General features: G+C 37.7%; 20 protein-coding genes and 1 rRNA gene. 17 read left to right on the plus strand and 4 right to left on the minus strand.

The window, feature by feature from the left end:
* Positions 1 to 67: 67 nt before the first annotated feature.
* From rrf to QSJ81_RS23990, 4 genes are all read left to right on the plus strand, one after another.
* A 5S ribosomal RNA gene (gene rrf / locus QSJ81_RS23975) occupies positions 68 to 184 on the plus strand.
* A gap of 119 nt (positions 185 to 303) precedes the next feature.
* Positions 304 to 1,389 (plus strand): aminofutalosine synthase MqnE, encoded by a 1,086-nt coding sequence (gene mqnE, locus QSJ81_RS23980; protein ID WP_285719847.1) that lies wholly within the window; start codon positions 304 to 306, stop codon positions 1,387 to 1,389.
* Positions 1,390 to 1,476: 87 nt separating this feature from the next.
* Positions 1,477 to 2,406, plus strand: coding sequence for an ABC transporter ATP-binding protein (locus QSJ81_RS23985; protein ID WP_285719848.1), 930 nt, complete (start codon positions 1,477 to 1,479; stop codon positions 2,404 to 2,406).
* The gene (locus QSJ81_RS23990; protein ID WP_285719849.1) at positions 2,403 to 3,155 is read left to right on the plus strand and encodes an ABC transporter permease; all 753 of its coding nucleotides are present in this window, start codon (positions 2,403 to 2,405) and stop codon (positions 3,153 to 3,155) included. Before QSJ81_RS23985 ends, QSJ81_RS23990 begins: the two co-directional genes overlap by 4 nt.
* A gap of 98 nt (positions 3,156 to 3,253) precedes the next feature.
* Here the strand turns inward: QSJ81_RS23990 and QSJ81_RS23995 are convergent, their stop codons facing one another.
* Positions 3,254 to 3,619: a methylglyoxal synthase gene (locus QSJ81_RS23995; RefSeq protein WP_285719850.1), complete on the minus strand. Its 366-nt coding sequence runs from the start codon at positions 3,617 to 3,619 to the stop codon at positions 3,254 to 3,256.
* Positions 3,620 to 3,871: 252 nt separating this feature from the next.
* Between QSJ81_RS23995 and QSJ81_RS24000 the strand changes: the two genes are divergently transcribed.
* The 5 genes from QSJ81_RS24000 (at position 3,872) to pdxT (ending at position 8,697) form a co-directional block, all read left to right on the plus strand.
* Entirely contained in the window at positions 3,872 to 5,608 is a 1,737-nt protein-coding gene (locus tag QSJ81_RS24000) for a hypothetical protein (protein WP_285719851.1), read from the plus strand.
* 157 nt (positions 5,609 to 5,765) lie between these two features.
* Positions 5,766 to 6,155, plus strand: coding sequence for a YkvA family protein (locus tag QSJ81_RS24005; protein WP_285719852.1), 390 nt, complete (start codon positions 5,766 to 5,768; stop codon positions 6,153 to 6,155).
* 264 nt (positions 6,156 to 6,419) lie between these two features.
* Positions 6,420 to 7,106: an NAD(P)-binding domain-containing protein gene (locus QSJ81_RS24010; protein ID WP_285719853.1), complete on the plus strand. Its 687-nt coding sequence runs from the start codon at positions 6,420 to 6,422 to the stop codon at positions 7,104 to 7,106.
* 116 nt (positions 7,107 to 7,222) lie between these two features.
* The gene (gene pdxS / locus QSJ81_RS24015) at positions 7,223 to 8,104 is read left to right on the plus strand and encodes a pyridoxal 5'-phosphate synthase lyase subunit PdxS (RefSeq protein ID WP_038674267.1); all 882 of its coding nucleotides are present in this window, start codon (positions 7,223 to 7,225) and stop codon (positions 8,102 to 8,104) included.
* Positions 8,105 to 8,127: 23 nt separating this feature from the next.
* On the plus strand, positions 8,128 to 8,697 hold the full coding sequence (gene pdxT / locus QSJ81_RS24020) for a pyridoxal 5'-phosphate synthase glutaminase subunit PdxT (protein WP_285719854.1): 570 nt from the start codon (positions 8,128 to 8,130) through the stop codon (positions 8,695 to 8,697).
* A gap of 60 nt (positions 8,698 to 8,757) precedes the next feature.
* Here the strand turns inward: pdxT and QSJ81_RS24025 are convergent, their stop codons facing one another.
* Together QSJ81_RS24025 and QSJ81_RS24030 are read right to left on the minus strand one after the other, a co-directional pair.
* A complete protein-coding gene (locus tag QSJ81_RS24025; RefSeq protein WP_285719855.1) occupies positions 8,758 to 10,086 on the minus strand; it encodes a hexokinase family protein in 1,329 nt (442 codons plus the stop codon).
* A gap of 155 nt (positions 10,087 to 10,241) precedes the next feature.
* Positions 10,242 to 11,729, minus strand: coding sequence for an AMP-binding protein (locus QSJ81_RS24030; protein WP_285719856.1), 1,488 nt, complete (start codon positions 11,727 to 11,729; stop codon positions 10,242 to 10,244).
* 230 nt (positions 11,730 to 11,959) lie between these two features.
* Here QSJ81_RS24030 and QSJ81_RS24035 point away from each other — a divergent pair, with 230 nt between their 5' ends.
* From QSJ81_RS24035 to QSJ81_RS24065, 7 genes are all read left to right on the plus strand, one after another.
* A complete protein-coding gene (locus tag QSJ81_RS24035; RefSeq protein WP_285719857.1) occupies positions 11,960 to 12,814 on the plus strand; it encodes a response regulator in 855 nt (284 codons plus the stop codon).
* A 2-nt stretch (positions 12,815 to 12,816) separates the two neighbouring features.
* A complete protein-coding gene (locus QSJ81_RS24040) occupies positions 12,817 to 13,275 on the plus strand; it encodes a chemotaxis protein CheX (protein ID WP_285719858.1) in 459 nt (152 codons plus the stop codon).
* Positions 13,276 to 13,485: 210 nt separating this feature from the next.
* On the plus strand, positions 13,486 to 15,096 hold the full coding sequence (locus tag QSJ81_RS24045) for a nitrite/sulfite reductase (protein ID WP_285719859.1): 1,611 nt from the start codon (positions 13,486 to 13,488) through the stop codon (positions 15,094 to 15,096).
* 112 nt (positions 15,097 to 15,208) lie between these two features.
* Positions 15,209 to 15,862 (plus strand): HAD family hydrolase, encoded by a 654-nt coding sequence (locus QSJ81_RS24050; protein ID WP_285719860.1) that lies wholly within the window; start codon positions 15,209 to 15,211, stop codon positions 15,860 to 15,862.
* A gap of 80 nt (positions 15,863 to 15,942) precedes the next feature.
* Entirely contained in the window at positions 15,943 to 16,089 is a 147-nt protein-coding gene (locus tag QSJ81_RS24055) for a hypothetical protein (protein ID WP_285719861.1), read from the plus strand.
* A 235-nt stretch (positions 16,090 to 16,324) separates the two neighbouring features.
* A complete protein-coding gene (gene gnd / locus QSJ81_RS24060) occupies positions 16,325 to 17,743 on the plus strand; it encodes a decarboxylating NADP(+)-dependent phosphogluconate dehydrogenase (protein WP_285719862.1) in 1,419 nt (472 codons plus the stop codon).
* A 208-nt stretch (positions 17,744 to 17,951) separates the two neighbouring features.
* Entirely contained in the window at positions 17,952 to 18,194 is a 243-nt protein-coding gene (locus tag QSJ81_RS24065; RefSeq protein ID WP_038674250.1) for a hypothetical protein, read from the plus strand.
* A 195-nt stretch (positions 18,195 to 18,389) separates the two neighbouring features.
* On the opposite strand, the gene QSJ81_RS24070 is transcribed toward QSJ81_RS24065, so the two are convergent.
* Positions 18,390 to 19,886 carry an IMP dehydrogenase gene (locus tag QSJ81_RS24070; protein WP_285719863.1) on the minus strand — a complete coding sequence of 499 codons (1,497 nt, stop codon included), beginning with the start codon at positions 19,884 to 19,886 and terminating at the stop codon, positions 18,390 to 18,392.
* A 341-nt stretch (positions 19,887 to 20,227) separates the two neighbouring features.
* Here QSJ81_RS24070 and QSJ81_RS24075 point away from each other — a divergent pair, with 341 nt between their 5' ends.
* Positions 20,228 to 20,728, plus strand: coding sequence for a YbhB/YbcL family Raf kinase inhibitor-like protein (locus tag QSJ81_RS24075; RefSeq protein WP_285719864.1), 501 nt, complete (start codon positions 20,228 to 20,230; stop codon positions 20,726 to 20,728).
* Positions 20,729 to 20,820 lie beyond the last annotated feature (92 nt).

Here is a 20,820-nt window from a genome sequence, read left to right on the forward strand (position 1 = left end):
ACGACTAACATGTTGTCTTTCTTCTGTGAAGTTTTGAAGGAACATATGAAAATATGTACTTCTAAAATCCAGTGGCGATAGCTAAGGGGATCCACCTGTTCCCATACCGAACACAGTAGTTAAGCCCTTATACGTCGAAAGTACTTGGTTGGAAACGGCCTGGGAGGATAGATAGTTGCTGGTTAAAGAAAAAACGCTCACTTTTTGTGAGTGTTTTTTTATATATTATATGTTTTTTTACCTATTTTGCAGGAAGACAATGCTTTTTTGGGGAAGAATACAAAATGGAAGGAGTGTCATTATTTGAATAAAATTTTAGATGAAATAGAGAAAAAGGTTATCAACGGGATTCGACTTACGAGGGAAGACGGCATTGCTCTATTTGAAAGTAATAATTTGACTTGGTTGGGTTATTTAGCAGATATAGTTAGACAACGTGTGAGTGGTGACTATGTATATTTTAATGTCAACCGCCATATTAACCTAACAAATGTTTGTACTGCTCGATGTGACTTATGTGCCTTCGGCTGTGATGCGGATAGCGCCCAGTCTTATACAATGACAAAAGAGAAGGCCTTAGAAATTGCTATACAAGCCGCTAAAGACAGTGATCTTAGAGAATTACATATAGTAAGTGGGCTTCATCCTGATTGGCCTTTTACATATTATGTTGACGTTATAAGGGCATTAAAGAAGGCGCTACCTCACATTCATTTGAAGGCTTTTACAGCCGTAGAAATAACTTATTTTGCGAAGATTTCTGGTAAGTCTGTTACGGAAGTATTAGAAGAGTTGCAAAATGCAGGGCTGGATTCTATGCCAGCGGGTGGGGCAGAAATTTTATCCGACCGAGTGAGGGCAGAAATTTGCCCCAAAAAAGCAACGGCAACAGAATGGCTAGAGGTGGCCCATACTGCCCATAAATTAGGAATTCGCAGTAATGCTAGTATGCTATATGGGCATATTGAGACAATTGAGGAGCGCGTAGATCATTTATTATCCTTACGAAAGTTGCAGGATGAAACGGGTGGTTTTCAGACTTTTATTTGTTTTCCTTTTCATCCGAATAATACGGAGCTCGGCAAACGGGTTGACCGGACTTCCGTATGGGATGAGCTTAAAACTATGGCAATTTCTCGTTTGTTACTAGATAATTTTAAAAATATCAAGGCATATTGGGTTATGCTAACATTGCCTATAGCCCAAGTGGCATTAGGATTTGGTGCAAATGATATTGATGGTACAGTAAGTGAAGAAAAAATAATGCACGCTGCAGGAGCAAAATCAGCTACATCTCTCAGTAAAGAAGATATTATTGCGGCCATTCGTCAGACAGGGCGTATTCCTGCTGAACGAGATTCTATGTACAATATAGTTAAAATATTATAGTGAAAAAAGAACAGCCTAACGAATATAGCGGCTGTTCTTTCTTACTATTAATTAGGGTGGATGTAAATAGGTCATAGGAGGCTAATAATGAGTTTTGTTATTCAAGCTGAAAACTTAGCAAAGACATATGGAGGTTTTCGTGCTTTAAAGGGTATTTCTTTTGGCATTACCAAGGGAGAGTGCTTTGGTTTTCTAGGCCATAATGGGGCAGGTAAATCTACTACTATGAAAATGATATATGGACTGTCTACAGTAGATGAGGGTTTTCTTGAAATTGTTGGTGAGAGGATTCAGCCTATTACTCCACCTCATATTAAGCAGATTTTTGGCATTGTGCCACAGGAAGATAATTTAGACTCAGACTTATCTGTTATCGAAAATCTAGAGGTTTATGGCGGATATTTTGGTATTACAAGTAAGAAATCAAGAGAATATGGGCAAGAGTTGTTAGAGTTCATGGGGTTAGCAGATAAAGCCGATGTAAATGTTGAGTTACTCTCTGGTGGAGCGAAACGTAGGTTAGTGATAGCTAGAGCTCTTATTAATAACCCACAAATAATTATCTTAGATGAGCCAACAACGGGTCTTGATCCCCAAGCTCGTCGTTTGGTTTGGCAAAAGCTTAGGCGTCTTAAAGAAGAGGGAGTTACCATGATTTTGACGACTCATTATATGGAAGAGGCAGCACAGCTATGTGACAGATTAGTAATTATGAATGACGGGCTAATATTAGCAGAGGGTAGTCCTGAGGAATTAACTCGCCAGTATGTATTGCCCTTTGTGATAGAAGTACGAATCCCTATTGCTTTGCTGCCTTCCCAAATCAATGAGAAAATCGAAGAAATGGGCGGTAGGGCAGAGTACATTGTTGATAGTTTGTTTATTTTTACTAATGATGGTAAGAGCCTATGGAATAAGCTAGGGGACCTCGGATTATCTGAGCGCGTTTGCTATCTACGACCTACTAATTTAGAAGATGTATTTTTGAAATTGACAGGGAAGAGGGACGAAGAATGAAAACGGCAGTGGGCATTTTAAAGCGTCATCTAATTGTATTTCGTCGTACTTTGTGGTCCAATATGGTATTAAATGTCTTGGAACCTTTTTTATATCTTTCAGCTATGGGGTTTGGTCTTGGGGCCTATATACAAGATATGGGGGGCATGAGCTACATTCAGTTTATTGCACCAGGGATGGTTTCTTCTGCGGCGATGTGGGCAGCGACTTTCGAGTGTACCTACTCTAGTTTCGTTCGTTTACACTATCAGAAAACATTTCACGCCATGTTGGCTGGACCTGCGACTGTAACTGATGTAGTTATCGGTGAAGTATTATTTGGTATTGTTAAAAATATTGTCTTTGGCATTGTCATTTTAATGGTGATTGCTGCCATGGGACAAGTACAGTCGGTATGGTCTTTGTTAATTCCTCTGTTTCTCATTTTTCCTGGAGCCGTTTTTTCCTTAATGGCTTTATCATATACGGGGTTGATTAATCATATCGATTATTTGAATTATTATATTACCTTAGTAACAACACCAATGTATCTATTTGCTGGCGTTTTTTTTCCTGTCTCATCTATGCCAGGATGGATGCAGACGTTAGCTTGGCTTAATCCGCTGTATCATAGCGTGGAAGTATGTCGTGGATTAGTAGTTGGTACTATTAGTATGGTGTTATGGCAGCATGTTATAAGCTTATTGATATTTACAATTATTTTAGCACCAGTACCCGTGTACTTTCTAAGAAAACGGCTGATTAGCTAAATAAATGTATGTAATTACAAAAAATGCTCACAATGAAAAGTAGGGGTTGCGTAAAACCGCCCCTACTTTTCATTGTTTTAAAGGAATGTAAATATATATTAAGCTAATGTTGAAACAAGTAAGTGTGCGCAGACCTCATTTGTAGCAACAGGTACGTTATGTACATCACAAACTCTTAGAAGTGCTGTAATATCTGGCTCATGGGGTTGTGCTGTTAAAGGGTCCCTCAAGAATATAACCAAGTCAACTTCTTGGCTAGCAATGCGTGCACCTATTTGTTGGTCACCACCAAGTGGGCCAGATAAATAGGTAGTAACCTCTAATCCGGTATTTTCCTTAATGAGACGTCCGGTGGTGGCTGTAGCCAATAAATTTTGTTTTGCTAAAATATCTCGATGTTGATTTACAAAAGCAAGCATAGATTCTTTTTTACGATCGTGGGCAATTAATGCGACGGTTTTCATGATAACACCTACCTTTTTATAGATATATAAATTATAACATAATTAGTGTTAACATTACGTTAAATTATAATGCAGGATGGCAATATATTAGAATACTTTTTCATAATATATAAGGGGGAGGGGTTATATTTACGGTATAGGTCACTAATAATAAGATGGGGTTTACTAACAATTATAGAAGGATGAGGATAGCTCTATGGCGAATAGTATTTTAAGGTAGTATGGTTTAATATTTGCAAGGAGTGAATAAATGTGTTGCCATTTCTTATAATAGTATTTTTTGTAATCAATTTTTTATATTTCTTTATGGAAATGCCTGTATTGGCTTTCGGCTTTACAGATTGGTCTAACTTAATTATTGCCTGGGGAATTGTTTTACTCTTTGTTTCGGCATTAATATTACTTAATAAATTTAGGCAGTTTATTGCTAAGACAGCCTGGGGAGAAATTTTAAAAAAATTATTCCCACAATTATTTCAAGAGAGGCCACACGTTGTTGATATTGCTAATTATCAAAATAATGGACAGAATTTTAAGCGTTACAAGATGTTGGGGATTGTAGGGATTATACTGTTGATAGTCGGTGTAAGTAACTTATTAATTTTACCTATCTTAACGAGTGCACCGATATTGTATAGTAATTCTTACAGGGAACTGTTAGGAGAAGTAAGCGAGAGTTCTTTTACTTCTGATATTGAGCCAATTAATTTAGCTCAAATACGAATCGTAGATGATGAAACAGCCCGAAAATTAGCAGAGAAGAAGATTGGTGAAGTACCTGCATTAGGTAGTGAAGTTCAAATAGGCGAGTTATCGTTGCAGAAGGTACAGGATAAATTATATTATGTTGCCCCACTAGAACATCGTGGTATTTTTCAATGGCTAACGAATCATAGTAAAGGGAGTAAGGGCTATGTTATGGTCTCAGCCACGAATCCGCAAGATGTACGCCTAATTCAAAATATAAACGGAAAAGAAGTATTTTTGAAATATCAAATGAAAGGCTTTCTCTTTGATTATTTGCCAAGATACGTTTACTTCAATGGTTTATTTACAATTGGTACTACGGATTATTCTTTTGAAGTTGATGATGATCTGAACCCTTACTGGGTTGTTACTTTGTATAAGAATAAAATAGGTTATCATGGTGCTGATGCAGTTGGCGCAGTTACTGTTAATGCGCAAACGGGAGAAATTGCAAGATATAGTTTAGAAAATTTACCTCGTTGGGTTGACAGAGTGCAGCCTGAAGAGCTTATCTATCGGCAAGTTCGTGACTGGGGCGAATATATTAATGGATTCTGGAATAGCATTTTTGCGAAAACAGGTACATTAAAGCCAACGGGAACTGATCTTCATCTTATTTATGGGAATGATGATAAGGTATATTGGTACACGGGCATTACATCTTCAGGAAAGGATGGGAGCTCTGTAGGTTTCATTTTGATTAACTCTCGTACAAAAGAAGCAAAGTGGTATAAGGTATCTGGTGCAGATGAAGCAGGGGCTAAAAAGTCAGCTGAAGGCCAAGTGCAGGAAAAATCTTACCGTGCAGGATACCCTATCTTATATAATATTGGCGGTGTGCCTACCTATATTGCACCTTTAAAAGATAAAGAAGGGTTGTTGAAAGCTGTATCTTTTATTTCTGTAGAAAATTATAATTTAGTAGGTGTAGGAGCGGATATCGAAAGCGGCTTGCGAACGTACCAACAGGTATTAGCGAGTAAGGGGAATCAATTCATTCCTAGCCAAGAAAATAGAACGCTAAAATTACAAGGGAAAATTAGTCGTGTTTCTCAAGTTGTTAAGGGTGGAGATTCTTATTTCTACTTTATGTTAGAGGGCGATAATCGGATTTTCGTAGGGAGTGTTTCTACCTCACCAAAGGTTCCCTTGGCTAAAGTTGGTGACATAGTGGCAGTAACAGCGAATGATACGAGGGAAAATACATTAAGTATTAGTGAGTTCAAAGGTGAAAGTTATTAAGAAGCGGACCATCCTTCAGCTTTCGGCGGGAGGATGGTCCCTTTTAATTAAATAAGTTCATTTGAAAATCTCTTCAGTATATAATTATTCTTAGAGGGAAAGGTAGATAAATAGCGAAAAAAGTAGGATGAAGATAGGGTTTGCAGGAGGTTTTGGTATGAATGATAAAAAATATGGTGCATATGCAGAAAATTTTTCTGAAAAGAAGTTATTTGAGAAATTAGGACGATTTGCTGCTAAGGCTGGCAAGAAGCTGGTATATGTAGTGCTTCTTCTATTCTATACGTTGCAGAAAGACAATGTACCATTGAAAGCCAAAGCCACTATCATTGGTGTATTAGGGTATTTTATTTCTCCGATAGATGCAATACCAGATATTATACCACTTATCGGATATACGGATGACTTTGGAGCTTTGCTAGTTGCATTAGCTGTTGTGTCTGTGTATGTTGATGAAGAAGTAAAGAATAAGGCAAAGAGCAAATTAGAATCCTGGTTTGGTCCAATTAGTGAAAGTGATATAGAGGAAATTAACGCAAAATTATAAAGGGTGCTTCATGACATTGTACTTTGGGGGATGGTTTATGAGTTATCATGAACCATCTCTTCTTCTATTTACGATATAAGATTTTTTTAATGAAATTGGCATAAAATTTTAAATAAGAGAGACAAATAATCAAGGCGAACTTGTTGAATTCTATTTGTTCACTGCTGTTGGATCTGAAATTCTAATATGTATAAGATGCGGGTCACGATTGTCTACTGACATAGAGTATCCAATCCAATCATACGCTAATATCGGGGTGTTTATATGAAAATCGGTTTGGTAGGAATAGGTCGTATGGGTAGTGTGTTAGCAACTATTTTGGCAGACCATTGTGAGCTTTATTTATTTGATAAGAATAATGCACGGATGAATTTGATAGCGGAAGAACTGAGGGCATCTGTAGCCAATAATTTAAAGGAAATCGTGAAAATAAAATTAATTCTTCTAGCTTTACCTGATCGGGAAGTCATTACTTGTATTAAAGAATTGAATCAATTGAATGAACCGATTATTGTTATGAATATAGCCACAAATGTGGGGCAACATACCCTTAATAGCATTGCAGCTTCCCATGTGAAATGCATATCTGTCAAATTTATCGGACATGCAGGTGAGATGGCTTTCGGAGAGAGACCTGTCATTATAGTAAATCAATCTCCCAAGGAATTAGTTTCCATAGCAGTAGACGTTTTTCAGTTAATCGGGCAGGTAATCGTAGGTGATGCTGATTTGGTGCAAAAAATTAATACAATAGCGGCCCAAAAGGCGATTGAAGCAGCAGTAAGTATTGAAAGGGAATTAAAAGATAATAAAATCACAGATCCAGCAATAATCAAAAGCGCAATAAGACAGGTAGCAGCTGGAATAATGAAGTCCTATGCAGATAATAACCTGGGGCCCTTTGCTCAAGAGATAGTGCATTCAGTACGGACTAAATTAAATAGGAAGTAAATATAATACCATATTTATTACAGTTCAGCTAAATGCTTGCAGGATAAAGTGTAATCATGTCGTATCTATATACAAGAATCCTATATAAACGATAGGTACAGATGGAGGTAAGATCGATGTTACAAGGAACTTTTCGTGTAAAAGCTGGTTTAGCAGAAATGCTTAAGGGTGGCGTCATTATGGACGTAACTACTCCTGAGCAAGCAAAAATTGCCGAGGAAGCTGGGGCTTGTGCTGTTATGGCATTAGAACGTGTACCAGCAGATATTCGAGCTGCAGGCGGGGTTGCTCGTATGGCGGATCCTACGATTATTCAAAGAATTATGGATGTTGTAACCATACCCGTTATGGCTAAAGTAAGAATTGGTCATTTGGTAGAAGCCCAAATCATAGAATCGTTAGGTGTAGATTATATCGATGAAAGTGAAGTATTAACTCCTGCTGACGACAAATATCATATTGATAAGCACCAATTTAAAGTTCCTTTTGTTTGTGGTGCAAAAAACCTTGGCGAAGCCTTGCGTCGTATTGGTGAAGGGGCCGCTATGATCCGAACAAAAGGGGAACCAGGCACAGGAAATGTAGTAGAGGCAGTAAAGCATATCCGCATGGTGATGAGCGAAATTCGCCAATTGCAAAACTTGCCGAATGAAGAAGTAGCTGCGTTTGCTAAGAATATTGCTGCTCCGCTAGAACTTGTTATGGAAGTTAAAAAATTAGGGCGCCTGCCAGTTGTTAATTTTGCAGCAGGCGGTATTGCGACTCCAGCAGATGCAGCCCTTATGATGCATTTGGGTTGCGATGGGATCTTTGTCGGGTCTGGTGTTTTTAAATCCGGCGATCCTGTAAAAAGAGCAAAAGCGATTGTTGCTGCCACTACGTATTATAATGACCCTAAGATTCTGGCCGAAGTTTCCCGCGATCTTGGTGAAGCTATGGTAGGAATTGAGATTTCTACCTTGCCAGAGCATGAGCGCATGCAAGAGCGTGGCTGGTAAAAGGCTAGAAGGTAGGGATAATAATGAAGATAGGGGTTCTTGCATTACAAGGAGCTTTTCGTGAGCATTGTTGGATGCTTGAAGGCTGTGGCGTAACAGCGATTGAAATTAGAAAACCAGAAGAACTGGATGATGTAGTGGGCTTAATTATCCCTGGCGGAGAAAGCACCACCATTGGTAAGCTGATGGTTCAATGGGGATTAATGGATAAAATTAAGAGTAGAGTTAGCCAAGGTATGGCGGTCTATGGTACTTGTGCCGGTATGATTATGCTAGCGAAAGACATCATAGATAGTGATCAGCCTCGTTTAGGATTATTGGATGCTGAAGTACGCCGCAATGCTTTTGGTCGTCAACGGGAAAGTTTTGAGGCCGATATGGTAGTACCTGAATTTGGCATAGAACCGTTAAAGGCTATTTTTATCCGTGCACCTTATATTGAAAAGGCAGGCCAAGGTGTAAAAGTTCTAGCTACAGTAAGAGATAAAATAGTCATAGCGAGACAAGGCAAGATACTTGTAACAGCATTCCATCCGGAATTGACAGATGATGATCGTATCCATAAATATTTTATTTCTATGATAAGCGAATAAGATAGGAAAAAGAGTGATTGTTACCATAGGTATACAATCACTCTTTTTGATGGATAAACGTTATTCTTTTTTCATTGTAACGGCAATGGCAGTCGCGATTGCTGCACCAATTCCTGAACCGTCTTTGGTGAGGCTTGTTGTTACCTTCATTCCTTTGTTGCCCAACTCTTGGGCTAAGGTTAGATTAATTGTTTCGGCGTAGCCTGGAGTTTTTTCATAAAGTGATCCATCAATCGCAATATTATGATGCTCAGCCAAGTTTGGATCCATATGTTGAATAATACCTAAAAATGTTGCAGCAACCAAGCGAGCTGAGCGAGTTGTTACAAAAGAAGCTATTTTTTTAAATGATTCACGATCTTCTTTTGTAGAGCCTATGATTCTAAGAGTGTCTTCCAAGAATGATTTAATATTTGAGTGTTCTGGGGTTTCATCTTCCAAGAGAAGTGATATATGGGCACCATTTAATATGTGAGGCGTGGTTAAGACCTCGCTGCTAGATTTTGTTGCAAGAAGACCTTCATCAAACAAGCTGCAGGCAATGATGCGTACAAGTTCACCAATATAATGACCTGAAACCATTTTTTCAAGCCGCTGGGCACCAGGCTTCTCACTACGAGTATCTAATAACATATCGTAATGTGTAAAGGGGAGTTGATCAAAGTTACCCGATTCCATATTAATAATCATCGGCTCTTTTGTCCAGGGAGGGGAGGGTTCAAGATAAGCTGTATTATGGCCTGTGCCGCATATAGAGCCAATATCGGTAAATTGATTCGTATAAGCTGCAGCGAGTAATGTACCTACCGTATCATTGATAATAGCCTCTGGGAGAACATTAGAGAGATTTTGCCTTAGTAATGCATCTTTTAGAAGAGCTGTGATATTGGCGCCCTCTACACCTGTTGTTTCAATTTCCTTCGTCCAATGAATGAGTGTGCCTGTGTTTAGACCAGTTTGATCCGTGGGAAAAGAAAAGGTGTGGCCTAAAGGATATATAATATCAGGTTTTACAAGAGTAGCAATTTGCTGCGCAATAAAGTCAAATAATTGTTCGGCAGTAGATTCCCCGGAAATATGATTATATGTTTCTGCTCTATCTTTAAGAGGTTTACCCTCACGAGCGTGTACCCTGAACTGTCCCTGGCCAAATAACTCTGTTAAGAGCACTCTAACGTTCGTGCCACCAAAGTCTAAAGCTAGAAACGTGCCAACTTCTTTTCCGGAAGGTTTACTTAAATAGGAGGGTAACATTTTTAGTGTGCTAGGAGATCCATGTAACCCATCTAGCATTGAACTTTCAAAGTCATTCGCTATTTGGCGGATTTGATCGGGGGAAATGGTAAATTGCGAGGCTATCGAGTGTAGCCTAGTTAACAAATTGCTCATTTTGTAAACCTCCGTAAATTGATTTATGTAGATTTTCCCCAAAATATAACAGGGCTTAAAAAAATTATATCATACTCAGCTTAATTTAACTGACTTTTCTCTATATATTTTAGTTAAAATTTGGATAAATCAATTTCGAGATATATAACTATAGTTTATTCATTAGTTCCAGTTTCGTGTTGTTGCCGTAAAGCAGTTTTTAAGATCTTTCCTGTAGTGTTTTTGGGTAAAGAATTAACAATAGTAAATTCTTTAGGAATTTTAAAGGGGGCTAGCTTTCCTTGTAAATAAACTTTGAGTAGTTTCTTATCGATGATCGATTCTTCTTTAGGGACAATATAAGCATGCACAACTGTACCATGCAGTTTATTATGGACGCCAATTACAGCAACCTCAGATATGGTTGGATAAGCATATAAAAGTTCCTCAATCTCTCGGGGGTAAATATTCTCTCCATTAATAATAATCATATCTTTTAGGCGATCAACAATAAATAAATAACCATCTTGATCCATGTAAGCTAAGTCACCTGTATGGAGCCAGCCTTTTTGTAACGTCTTGGCTGAGTCCGCTGGCAGTTTATAATAACCTTTCATAACGTTTGGACCGCTAACGAGTAACTCGCCAATTTCACCAGGAGGAAGATCCCCATTTTCCTCGCTACTGATTTTTACTTTTACTCCAGGTAAAGGCTTGCCGATGGAGCAAAATTTTATGTTATCGGTTGGATTTAGGGATACGATGGGAGAAGCTTCCGAAAGTCCATAACCTTCCGCAATTTGCTTATCAAACTTCTTAGTAAATTGCTCTGAAATTTCTTGAGGCAAGGAAGAACCACCTGAGACATAAAGTCTTACATGAGCGAAATCATCTTTTGTCGCCCATTGGGAAAAGAGTCTAAACATGTTAGGAATACCAAAAATAATGGTTAAAGCACTGTCTCGAATCTTAGAAATCGTTTCTCGAATTAAAAAGTTTTCTAAAATTGCGATAGAGCAGCCGTTGAGTAACGGAGTCATAACTGCGGCAGTCCAGGCGAAACAGTGATACATAGGTAAAACGCAAAGTATACGGTCAGAAGGCTGATAGGTAAAAACCTGTGAAAAGGCTTGGGCATTGCTGACAAGATTTTTATGAGTCAACATAGCGCCTTTTGGCTGACCAGTAGTACCTGAAGTATAGATAATTGTGCATACTTCATCCTCATGAATATTTTGAGGTACAGGGGCTGGAGGAATATTTAGATTATCAATTGTCCTAGAAAATTCAGGAATGAGAAGTTGAACTATCTTTTCAGGAGAGTCATAATTGGCCAATTCAGTATCTAACTCCAATGTGGTCATTGTAATTAGTTTTTTTATATTCGCATTATAGATTACATAGGCAACCTCTCGTGGGACAAGCTGGAAGTTGAGAGGAACGATGACGGAACCTAAGCTGGTAATTGCTAAATAGCTGTAAATAAACTCAACGGAGTTCTTGGAAAATAAGCCAACGTTTTCTCCAGCACGAATACCTTGCTGGTAGAAAAAGTCTCTATATTTTGCAATCGCGTCTTCCGCTTGACCATAAGTAATTGGTGTCTTTCCTAAAAAGGCGATTTGATCTTTGTCACCTTTTTGGATAATATCATGAACAAGCATATATTCCTCCTTGATACCAAATTATAAAATAATAGTAACCCATAACCCTTTATTGGTAAAGTGTGTAAGTTTTATACTACTCAAGAGCCATAACTGAATAAATGATAAAAAAATGTAATTTTATAGGGAAACTTGGAATCTAACGCAGGTAAAAAGGAAATCTAGGAGAATAGATATATAGTATAAATTAGCAATGAAAAGGGACCAAAATTTACGTTGGTGGTGAAAGTATGGATAAAGTTCGTGTGTTGGTAGTGGATGATTCTCCTTTTAGCCAAAGATTAATTAAAGATGCTTTAGCTAATTCCCATTATGAAGTATGTAGCTTTGCAGGTACAGGTAGCGAGGGAATTGCTAAATATCGCGAGCTACGTCCTGCTGTAGTGACCATGGACTTAACGTTACCTGATATGGATGGATTGGAATGCTGTCGAGAAATATTAACGATTGATCCAAATGCTAAAGTAGCTGTAGTGAGCGCTATGAAAGATGAAGCAATTATCACTAAAGGAACAGCAATTGGCGTAAAGGCATTCTTCCAAAAACCAGTGAAATCAGATGAATTGTTAACGGGGCTACATGATATCCTGGATGCTGACGATAACAATAATGCTGACAAGGATCAATATCTGAAATATTTTATTACAGCTTTTAAGCAGAATATTATAGATATGACAGGAATGGATGCTAGTGATATAGCTCAAATAGCTGGTCATAAGTTAGAGTCACATGGATTAGCAGTTATTATTGGTATTACAGGAAGCCGTCAAGGAAGGTTTGTCTTAGATTTATCCATGTCTGCCGCAGAGGAACTTTCTAAAAAATTATTAGGGACAGATGTAGTAGCAAATGAAGATGTATTTAATAGTATTGCTGAATTAGCTAATATTATTGCAGGGCATAGTGTTTCTCAAATTAATAATCTGTTACGAGATAAAGAATTTGAGCTTCGGCTGACACCACCAAGTATTTTAATTGGTGAGTCAGTTGCAATTATTAATCCTAAAATGGCTTCTAATACAGTCACAACCCAGACGATCATTGGCTCATTGTATATGAACGTTGGGTTCGTGGGAGGGAAATAATCTTGGATGTAAAAATGATCAATCCATTTATTGATGCAATTATGACAATCATGCCTCAACTAGGCTTTCAAAACATTGTAAAAGGTAAGCTATCTGTTGGAGATCAGTTTGTTGAGAGTAAAGGAATTACGGTGCTAGTAGGGTTGACAGATCAATTACGAGGTAATATTGCTTATAATTTGAAAGAAGAAACTGCCATGCAAATTGCATCAAAAATGATGATGGGAATGTCTGTTACTTCTCTAGATGAATTAGCCCAAAGTGCTATTTCTGAATTGACAAATATGGTTACAGGAAATGCGGCAACCAATTTTGAAAAAGAAGGACTAAGGGTAGATATTTCACCACCAAGTATAGTTGTTGGCGAAAACTTCAAAGTGAAGGTTAGCAGTACGAAATTTCTTGTAGTTGAAATGGTGGCAGATTCGTTAGTCATTGAGCTAAACATTGGAATTGGATAGAATAGAGCAATCTGATTTGACATTATAGTTTCTGCGTGCTATAGTAAAAAAAATAATAGTTAGCTGATTGGAAAACCAAAGGCTTAAGGACGGCTTCTCTACAGTGGGAGGAATCCTTAGCCTTTTTTTTGTAATGTATTAAAAATCTTAGAACCCCGTATTTGTAATCACTAAATTTCAAAAGATAAAGAAAAGTGGAGGTTTTTTTTAATGCAAAAATGGAGTCAAGATGTTACTAAGCTAAATCATGTTGAGATCGCCAAATTAGAAAAGGATGGGTTAGATGTTATTCAAAGTTTGGACAAATATGCCGAGGAGGGCTTTGCCGCGATTACTGCGGATGATTTCGACCGCTTCAAATGGCTAGGACTTTATGTACAAAGGCCTAAGACGGATGAGTTTTTTATGCTTAGAGTCAAAATTCCTGGTGGAGTCCTTACAGCAAAGCAAGCGAGGGTAATTGCAGAGATATCTAAAGAACATGGGCGGGAATTACTTGATATTACAAGTCGTCATTCCATTCAATTTCATTGGATAAGGGTAGAAAGCTTACCAGAAATTTTTAAAAAGTTAGCAGATGTTGGTCTTACGACAGTCGCGGCAGCTGGTGACTGTCCGAGAAATATTGTCAGCAGTCCTTTAGCAGGGGTTGATCCTGATGAAATTTTTGATGCCAGCGCCATTGTTCGCGAGTTGAATCGTTTCTTTGAATACAATCGAGATTTCTCTAATTTGCCAAGGAAATTTAAAATTGCCATTACGACAGCTCCTCACAATTCCATCCATGCAGAGATCAATGATGTTGCCTTTACTCCTGCGCAGAAAGAAATACATGGAAAAATGGTACAAGGCTTTCACGTAGCAGTTGGCGGTGGCTTATCAGCAGAACCACAGTTGGCTAAAGATGTAGATATTTTTGTTCGGCCTGAAGAAATTCTAAAAGTTTCGGCAGCTGTTGCCACTATTTTTCGTGATTACGGATATCGTGAAAAACGTAATCATTCACGACTAAAATTTTTGGTTGCTGACTGGGGTATGGAGAAATTTACAGAGGAATTACTTAAGATTACAGGACCATTTGTAACAAGAGGTACTGATTTAACAAGTAACTGGAACAAGGGCTTTTTCCACGGGGTTCATAGGCAGAAGCAGCCTGGTCTTTCTTATGTTGGCTTAACCATACCTGCGGGACGAATGAGCGCAAGTGAACTAGAGAAAATAGCAGGGGTAGCGGATGCTTATGGTGATGGAGAAATACGAACTACTAACTCACAAGATATTGTTCTGATTAATATTCCTGATCAAAAAATTGAAGGTTTGTTGGCAGAGGAAATCGTAAATAAATTTTCTCCCGACTCTCAATCCTTCCTTGCTACTGCAGTTACCTGTACGGGAAAAGAATTTTGTCCTTTTGCTGTGGCGGAAACCAAGCACAGCATACAAGAAATTGCTCAATATTTGGACGAACATATTTCTCTTGAAGAACCTATTCGTCTTAGTATCAGCGGATGCAAAAACTCTTGTGGACAGCCGCAAATTTCTGATATTGGACTGCAAGGGAATGTAGTATTAGTCGATGGCAAAGCAATCGAAAGCTTTGAAGTATGGCTTGGTGGGATACTTGGACCTTCTGCTTCCTTTGCGACGAAATTATCAGGGCTTGTGACAAAAGAAAAGGTTGGTCAAGCCTTAGTCGAAATAATTGGATTCTACAAAGAAAATAAGGTCAAAGCTGAATCTTTTACTGACTTTGTCAACCGTGTTGGTTTTGGGGCACTTCAAGATAAGTTAAACGCTTTTGTTGTTAATAAAACAGCTTGATTAATATAAGCCTGTAGAATATAGTCTGCAGGCTTATATTTTTTACTTGACAGTTAGTTGTTGTGAGCTATATTTTATAGTTAGTTTAAATGAGGAGAAGGATGGTACTGCTATGTATGATGTAATATTATTTGACCTTGATGGCACATTGACAGACCCTAAAGTGGGCATTACATTGTCTGTTCAATATGCGCTAGATAAAATGGGGATTTATGAAGAAGATGCGGAAAAACTGACACCTTTCATTGGACCACCCTTATTAAGTGCTTTCAAGGAGTTTTATCATATGAGTGATGAGGAAGCTACCTTGGCTATTTCTTACTATCGAGAAAGGTTTTCAAAAGTCGGATTATATGAAAATGAAGTTTACTTAGGTATTAGAGAATTGCTCACGGAACTAAAGAAACAAGGAAAAAAACTAATTGTAGCAACTTCTAAGCCAACTGTATTTTCCGTAAAAATTTTGGAACACTTCGACTTACTCCACTTTTTTAATGCTGTTATCGGGAGTAATCTGGATGGCACGAGAACCGAAAAAGGTGATGTGATAGAATTTGCTCTGCAAGATCAAAATCTTAAAGAGCGAGAAAGGATTATTATGGTTGGTGATCGCAAACATGATGTAATCGGCGCTAAGAAAAATGGTATAGATGTGATTGCAGTTGCGTATGGATATGGTAGCCAGGAAGAATTAGTTACAGCCGAGCCGAACCATATGGTTTCGTCAGTGGATGAACTTTTTAACCTGCTAAAATTTATTTCATAATATAAAAAAACGGTAATATTTTTTAAGGATAATGGAATTCTATTTCTATAGATTAAAATCATGAAAGGAGAGTTTATCATATGAGGAATATAAAGGACGAACTTCACCAATGGGTTGATAGCCTATCTGACTATGATGCAGTAAAGGTACAGCAATTTATTACTCCTTTTGTTCCCGAATTTCACTACGAACCAAAGGATGAGATGGAATATGATAAACAGGAATAGAAATTCTAATAATCGTAATTCTTCATGATTTTGCGTGAAAGTGAATAAAGTCTCTAACTGCTTATAAGGACTTGGTGCAACCAAGTCTTTTCTTAATTCTGCAAAGGATGGAATAAATGCCCCGAAATAGATAAAAAATAGGATTATTTTTTCTTGAATTGCAGGTATTCTCGGAAACATACGAGAATAATACAGTATTAATTAGATACGAAGACTTGCAGTGGGAGGTAGAAACATGGAAAAGGCATACGATATAGGATTGATCGGCTTAGCAGTAATGGGTGAAAACCTAGTCATGAATATGGCAAACAAAGGCTTTGGTGTAGTGGTTTATAACCGAACCACAAGCAAGGTAGATGATTTTATCCAACGAAATTCCAAGGGGAAAAAACTTGGTGGAGCTCATTCTATCGAGGAGCTGACAAAAAAACTAACTAAGCCCCGTAAGATTATGCTGATGGTTAAGGCAGGTAAACCTGTTGATGACATGATTGCAGAGTTGCTACCTTATTTAGAGCAAGGAGATATTATTATTGATGGGGGAAATTCTTTTTTTGAAGATACCCGCAGGAGGTTTACAGAGTTATCTCGCCAAGGTATTCGATTTGTCGGTATGGGAGTATCAGGGGGAGAAGAGGGGGCATTAAAGGGCCCTAGTTTGATGCCTGGAGCCGAGCTATCTGCCTACCAAGAAATTGCACCTATTTTTACTGCTATAGCCGCACAGGTGGTTGATGGTCCATGTTGCTCTTATGTAGGTACTGATGGTGCTGGACATTACGTTAAGATGGTACATAATGGTATAGAATATGGAGATATGCAGCTCATTAGTGAGGCATATTATATTATGAAGATTGCCTTAGGTTTATCAGCGGAGGAACTATACGAAGTATTTGATGAATGGAACAAAGGAGCTCTAGATTCCTATCTCATTGAAATTACTAGGGACATTTTTCTGCAAAAAGATGAACAAACAGGCAAGCCCTTGGTAGAAATGATTCTTGATAAAGCTGGGCAAAAGGGAACGGGCAAGTGGACCTCTAAGTGTGCTTTGGATTTGGGCGTACCTACACCAACGATTACAGAAGCGGTATTTGCTCGCTGCATGTCAGCATACAAAGAAGAACGAGTGGTAGCTTCCAGTCTTTTAAAAGGACCAAGCAGTGATCAATACCTAGGAAATAAGCAAGAATTTATTCAAGCCATTCATGATGCCTTGTACGCTTCTAAAATCTGCTCCTATGCCCAGGGATTTGCCCTACTAAAGGCAGCGGACAAAGAATATGGCTGGAATTTGAATTATGGCGATATCGCCCTTCTTTGGCGCGGCGGCTGCATTATTAGAGCTCAATTTTTAGATCGGATAAAAGAGTCCTTTCAGCAGGATGGGAGTCTTCCCAATCTATTACTTGCTCCCTACTTCCAAGACGCTTTAGGCCGAGTACAGGATAACTGGAGACTGACAGTCAAGAATTGTAAAGAGTTAGGGATACCAACCCCTGCCTTTAGCGCTTCTTTAGACTATTATGATAGTTATCGCCGCGCTGTACTTCCTTCCAATCTAATTCAAGCACAGAGAGATTATTTCGGTGCTCATACCTATGAAAGAATTGATCGACCAGGTAGCTTTCATACAGAGTGGATTAAAAAATAATATGAGTCGCTAAAAAACCGTACCTTATATTGGTACGGTTTTTACTTAATCTATGAGGCCCAAGGAATTTTATTATCTTTTAGGGACTGTTACCCTCAAATAACGTAGAATTTTCAAAAAAAATGTCGTTTCTCTACCTTTTGATAGAAGCAATTGAGAAGGAACTGCATTATGATATAGTTATTGAAGTAAGATGGGGGTAAGATAAATGTCAATATGGCTAATTAAAATGGATTCTAGAGATTTTGAACAATATCGAAAGAGACTAGTTAATAGAGGCTTTATTCCCACTAATTATTTTTCTGCTAATGGGTTTAACATAAAAAAAATGAGAGAACTTGCTTTGGCTGGGAAGGTCGACGCTATGCAATGTGTCGTTGGAAAGTCTGTCAGGTGGTACTACTCGGAAGATCAAGCTGAATTGGCTCGCCTTAGAGGGGAACTCTCTTAATTGATTAAAGGTAAGTGAAATCATCGTAATAAAAATGAGGAATGGTATTAATGGTGACAAAAGGTGGACGTCGTCTGTTGATATTCAATAAAAAAATATATATATCATAAAAAATGAGAAACGCCTGCCAATATCTGGAGGGCGTTTCTCATTTTTATAGAAGTACAGTATCGCTACTCAGGAAGTGTTGCAAGTTTAATAGTTGTTTTCCTTCAAAATAACATCATGAGCGCCACCTTCTACGATGCTTGTAGAAGATACTAGGGTAATTCTTGCGGTTCTTTGCAGTTCTTTAATCGAGATAGCTCCGCAGCTACACATTGTTGATTTTATTTTACTTAAAGTAACATCAATATTATCTTTCAGTTTACCAGCATACGGTACATAGCTATCTACGCCTTCTTCAAATTTAAGATTACTTCCTTCGCCAAAATCATAACGTTGCCAGTTGCGGGCACGTTTGGAACCTTCCCCCCAATATTCTTTAACATAGTTATTACCAAGCTTTGTTTTAGGAGCAGGACTTTCATCAAATCTTGCGAAATATCGTCCCATCATAATAAAGTCAGCACCCATTGCTAGAGCTAGCACGGTATGGTAGTCATGCACAACTCCGCCATCTGAACAAATTGGAATATAGATGCCTGTTTCTTTAAAATAATCGTCTCTAGCTTGGGCAACTTCTATAATTGCAGAAGCTTGTCCCCTACCGATTCCTTTCGTTTCCCTAGTTATGCAGATTGACCCACCGCCGATTCCAACTTTTACAAAGTCAGCACCTGCTTCAACGAAGTACATAAACCCTTCCTTGTCGACCACATTTCCGCCGCCGATTTTAACAGTATCCTTATATTCTTCTTTTATATATTTTATTGTTTCTGATTGCCATTCACTAAAGCCGTCAGAAGAATCGACGCATAAAATATCTACGCCAGCTTTAACTAAAGCGGGTACTCTTTCTTTATAATCTCTTGTGTTTATACCTGCGCCAACCATATGTCTCTTCTCAGAGTCTAAAAGCTCTAAGGGATTTTGTTTGTGATCTTCATAGTCTTTTCTAAAAACGAAATATACTAATTGTTGTTTATCATTTATAATCGGTAAACAGTGAAGCTTACGTTCCCAAATGATATCATTTGCTTCTTTTAGACTAGTATTAACTGTACTAACGATAAGCTTTGAAAAAGGAGTCATGAATTCTTTAATTTTTTTATTTAAAGAATCTCTACTGGTTCTATAATCCCTGCTGGTAACAATCCCCAATAATTTAGTAGCTAGTGTTCCATCTTCTGTAATAGCGATGGTGGCATGTCCTGTTTTTTCTTTTAATTCAATAACGTCTTTTACAGTATGTTCTGGAGACAGATTTGCATTGCTGACTACGAAACCAGCTTTGAAATTCTTTACTCTTTTTACCATTTCAGTTTGTCGTTCTATTGATTGAGAACCGAAAATAAAGGATAATCCTCCACATTTGGAAAGAGCAATCGCTAGATTATCATCTGATACAGATTGCATGATTGCAGAAACAAATGGGATATTTATTTCAATAGGAGGCTTCTCATCTTTTTTAAATTTTACAATAGGGGTTTTTAAGTTAACGTTGCTAGGGATACAATCTTTTCTTGTAAGATTAGGTACAAGAAGATATTCACTAAAAGTTCTAGAAACTTCTTCATAATAAAATGCCATATTATTTCACTGCCGCCTTCTTATATAAATTTTTACCATCTTATCAAAGTTAATAAGTACTGTCAACTGACTTATTGTTATTTTAGTTTTTAAATAGAGAATTCTATAGTAAAAGAAATTAATACTCTTGATTAGAGAGGTAGATAATTGGATTGTAATTTGATAACCATTTTAGATTAGGTTATTTTACGGAAATGGGCATAATTAGAACATAGCCGAAGTTAGAGGAGAGCGGTATAATCTGAAAATAAGACGCAAAGAGAAATGAATTCTTACTGAAGGTGATAGAGGAAATAATGAGGAACTAATATAAATCACTAAAGAAAATAGGAGGTTGTATTATGATTGTTACGAGCAGTGGTATTGTGAATGGCATCATTGACAAAAAGTATGGAAAATATGGGGAGCAATTTTATAAAGGTATGCCGACCCTGTCTTTGCCACTAGTGATTAAAGAATATCCCTCCAATGTAAAAACCTTTGCCATTCTTATGGAGGATAAAGATGCCATACCGCCAACGGGATTTTCTTGGATACATTGGTCTGTTGCTAATTTAGTTGAGGATTCGATTGGTGAAAATGTAAGTGTAAATGCAAGAGGGTTTGTCCAAGGAACAAATAGTTGGTCGAGTGGATTACTTTCTGAACCTTTAAACCGTTATGAAGCTGCTAGGTTTGGTGGCCCGATGCCTCCCGATAAACCTCATACTTATGAAATACATGTATTTGCTCTTGATCGATCATTAGGTTTGCAAGATGGATTTTATGTAAATGAACTTTACAAGGCGATGGAAGGCCACATACTCGCTCAATATACCTTAAAAGGAATCTATTATAATTAAAGATTCGGTTTAGATATGGTTAGGCCTTATAAAAAAGGGATCTTTTGCATATACTCTATAGAAGTAAACTTTATATCGTTTTGCAAACTACT

This window comes from Pelosinus sp. IPA-1, assembly GCF_030269905.1.
Lineage (GTDB): Bacteria > Bacillota > Negativicutes > DSM-13327 > DSM-13327 > Pelosinus.

Coding starts and splice junctions, on each gene's coding strand:
- QSJ81_RS23985 (WP_285719848.1), top strand. CDS start 1,477: ATGAGTTTTGTTATTCAAGCTGAAAACTTAGCAAAGACATATGGAGGT.
- QSJ81_RS23990 (WP_285719849.1), top strand. CDS start 2,403: ATGAAAACGGCAGTGGGCATTTTAAAGCGTCATCTAATTGTATTTCGT.
- QSJ81_RS23995 (WP_285719850.1), bottom strand. CDS start 3,619: ATGAAAACCGTCGCATTAATTGCCCACGATCGTAAAAAAGAATCTATG.
- QSJ81_RS24005 (WP_285719852.1), top strand. CDS start 5,766: ATGAATGATAAAAAATATGGTGCATATGCAGAAAATTTTTCTGAAAAG.
- QSJ81_RS24010 (WP_285719853.1), top strand. CDS start 6,420: ATGAAAATCGGTTTGGTAGGAATAGGTCGTATGGGTAGTGTGTTAGCA.
- pdxS (WP_038674267.1), top strand. CDS start 7,223: ATGTTACAAGGAACTTTTCGTGTAAAAGCTGGTTTAGCAGAAATGCTT.
- pdxT (WP_285719854.1), top strand. CDS start 8,128: ATGAAGATAGGGGTTCTTGCATTACAAGGAGCTTTTCGTGAGCATTGT.
- QSJ81_RS24025 (WP_285719855.1), bottom strand. CDS start 10,086: ATGAGCAATTTGTTAACTAGGCTACACTCGATAGCCTCGCAATTTACC.
- QSJ81_RS24030 (WP_285719856.1), bottom strand. CDS start 11,729: ATGCTTGTTCATGATATTATCCAAAAAGGTGACAAAGATCAAATCGCC.
- QSJ81_RS24035 (WP_285719857.1), top strand. CDS start 11,960: ATGGATAAAGTTCGTGTGTTGGTAGTGGATGATTCTCCTTTTAGCCAA.
- QSJ81_RS24045 (WP_285719859.1), top strand. CDS start 13,486: ATGCAAAAATGGAGTCAAGATGTTACTAAGCTAAATCATGTTGAGATC.
- QSJ81_RS24050 (WP_285719860.1), top strand. CDS start 15,209: ATGTATGATGTAATATTATTTGACCTTGATGGCACATTGACAGACCCT.
- QSJ81_RS24055 (WP_285719861.1), top strand. CDS start 15,943: ATGAGGAATATAAAGGACGAACTTCACCAATGGGTTGATAGCCTATCT.
- gnd (WP_285719862.1), top strand. CDS start 16,325: ATGGAAAAGGCATACGATATAGGATTGATCGGCTTAGCAGTAATGGGT.
- QSJ81_RS24065 (WP_038674250.1), top strand. CDS start 17,952: ATGTCAATATGGCTAATTAAAATGGATTCTAGAGATTTTGAACAATAT.
- QSJ81_RS24070 (WP_285719863.1), bottom strand. CDS start 19,886: ATGGCATTTTATTATGAAGAAGTTTCTAGAACTTTTAGTGAATATCTT.
- QSJ81_RS24075 (WP_285719864.1), top strand. CDS start 20,228: ATGATTGTTACGAGCAGTGGTATTGTGAATGGCATCATTGACAAAAAG.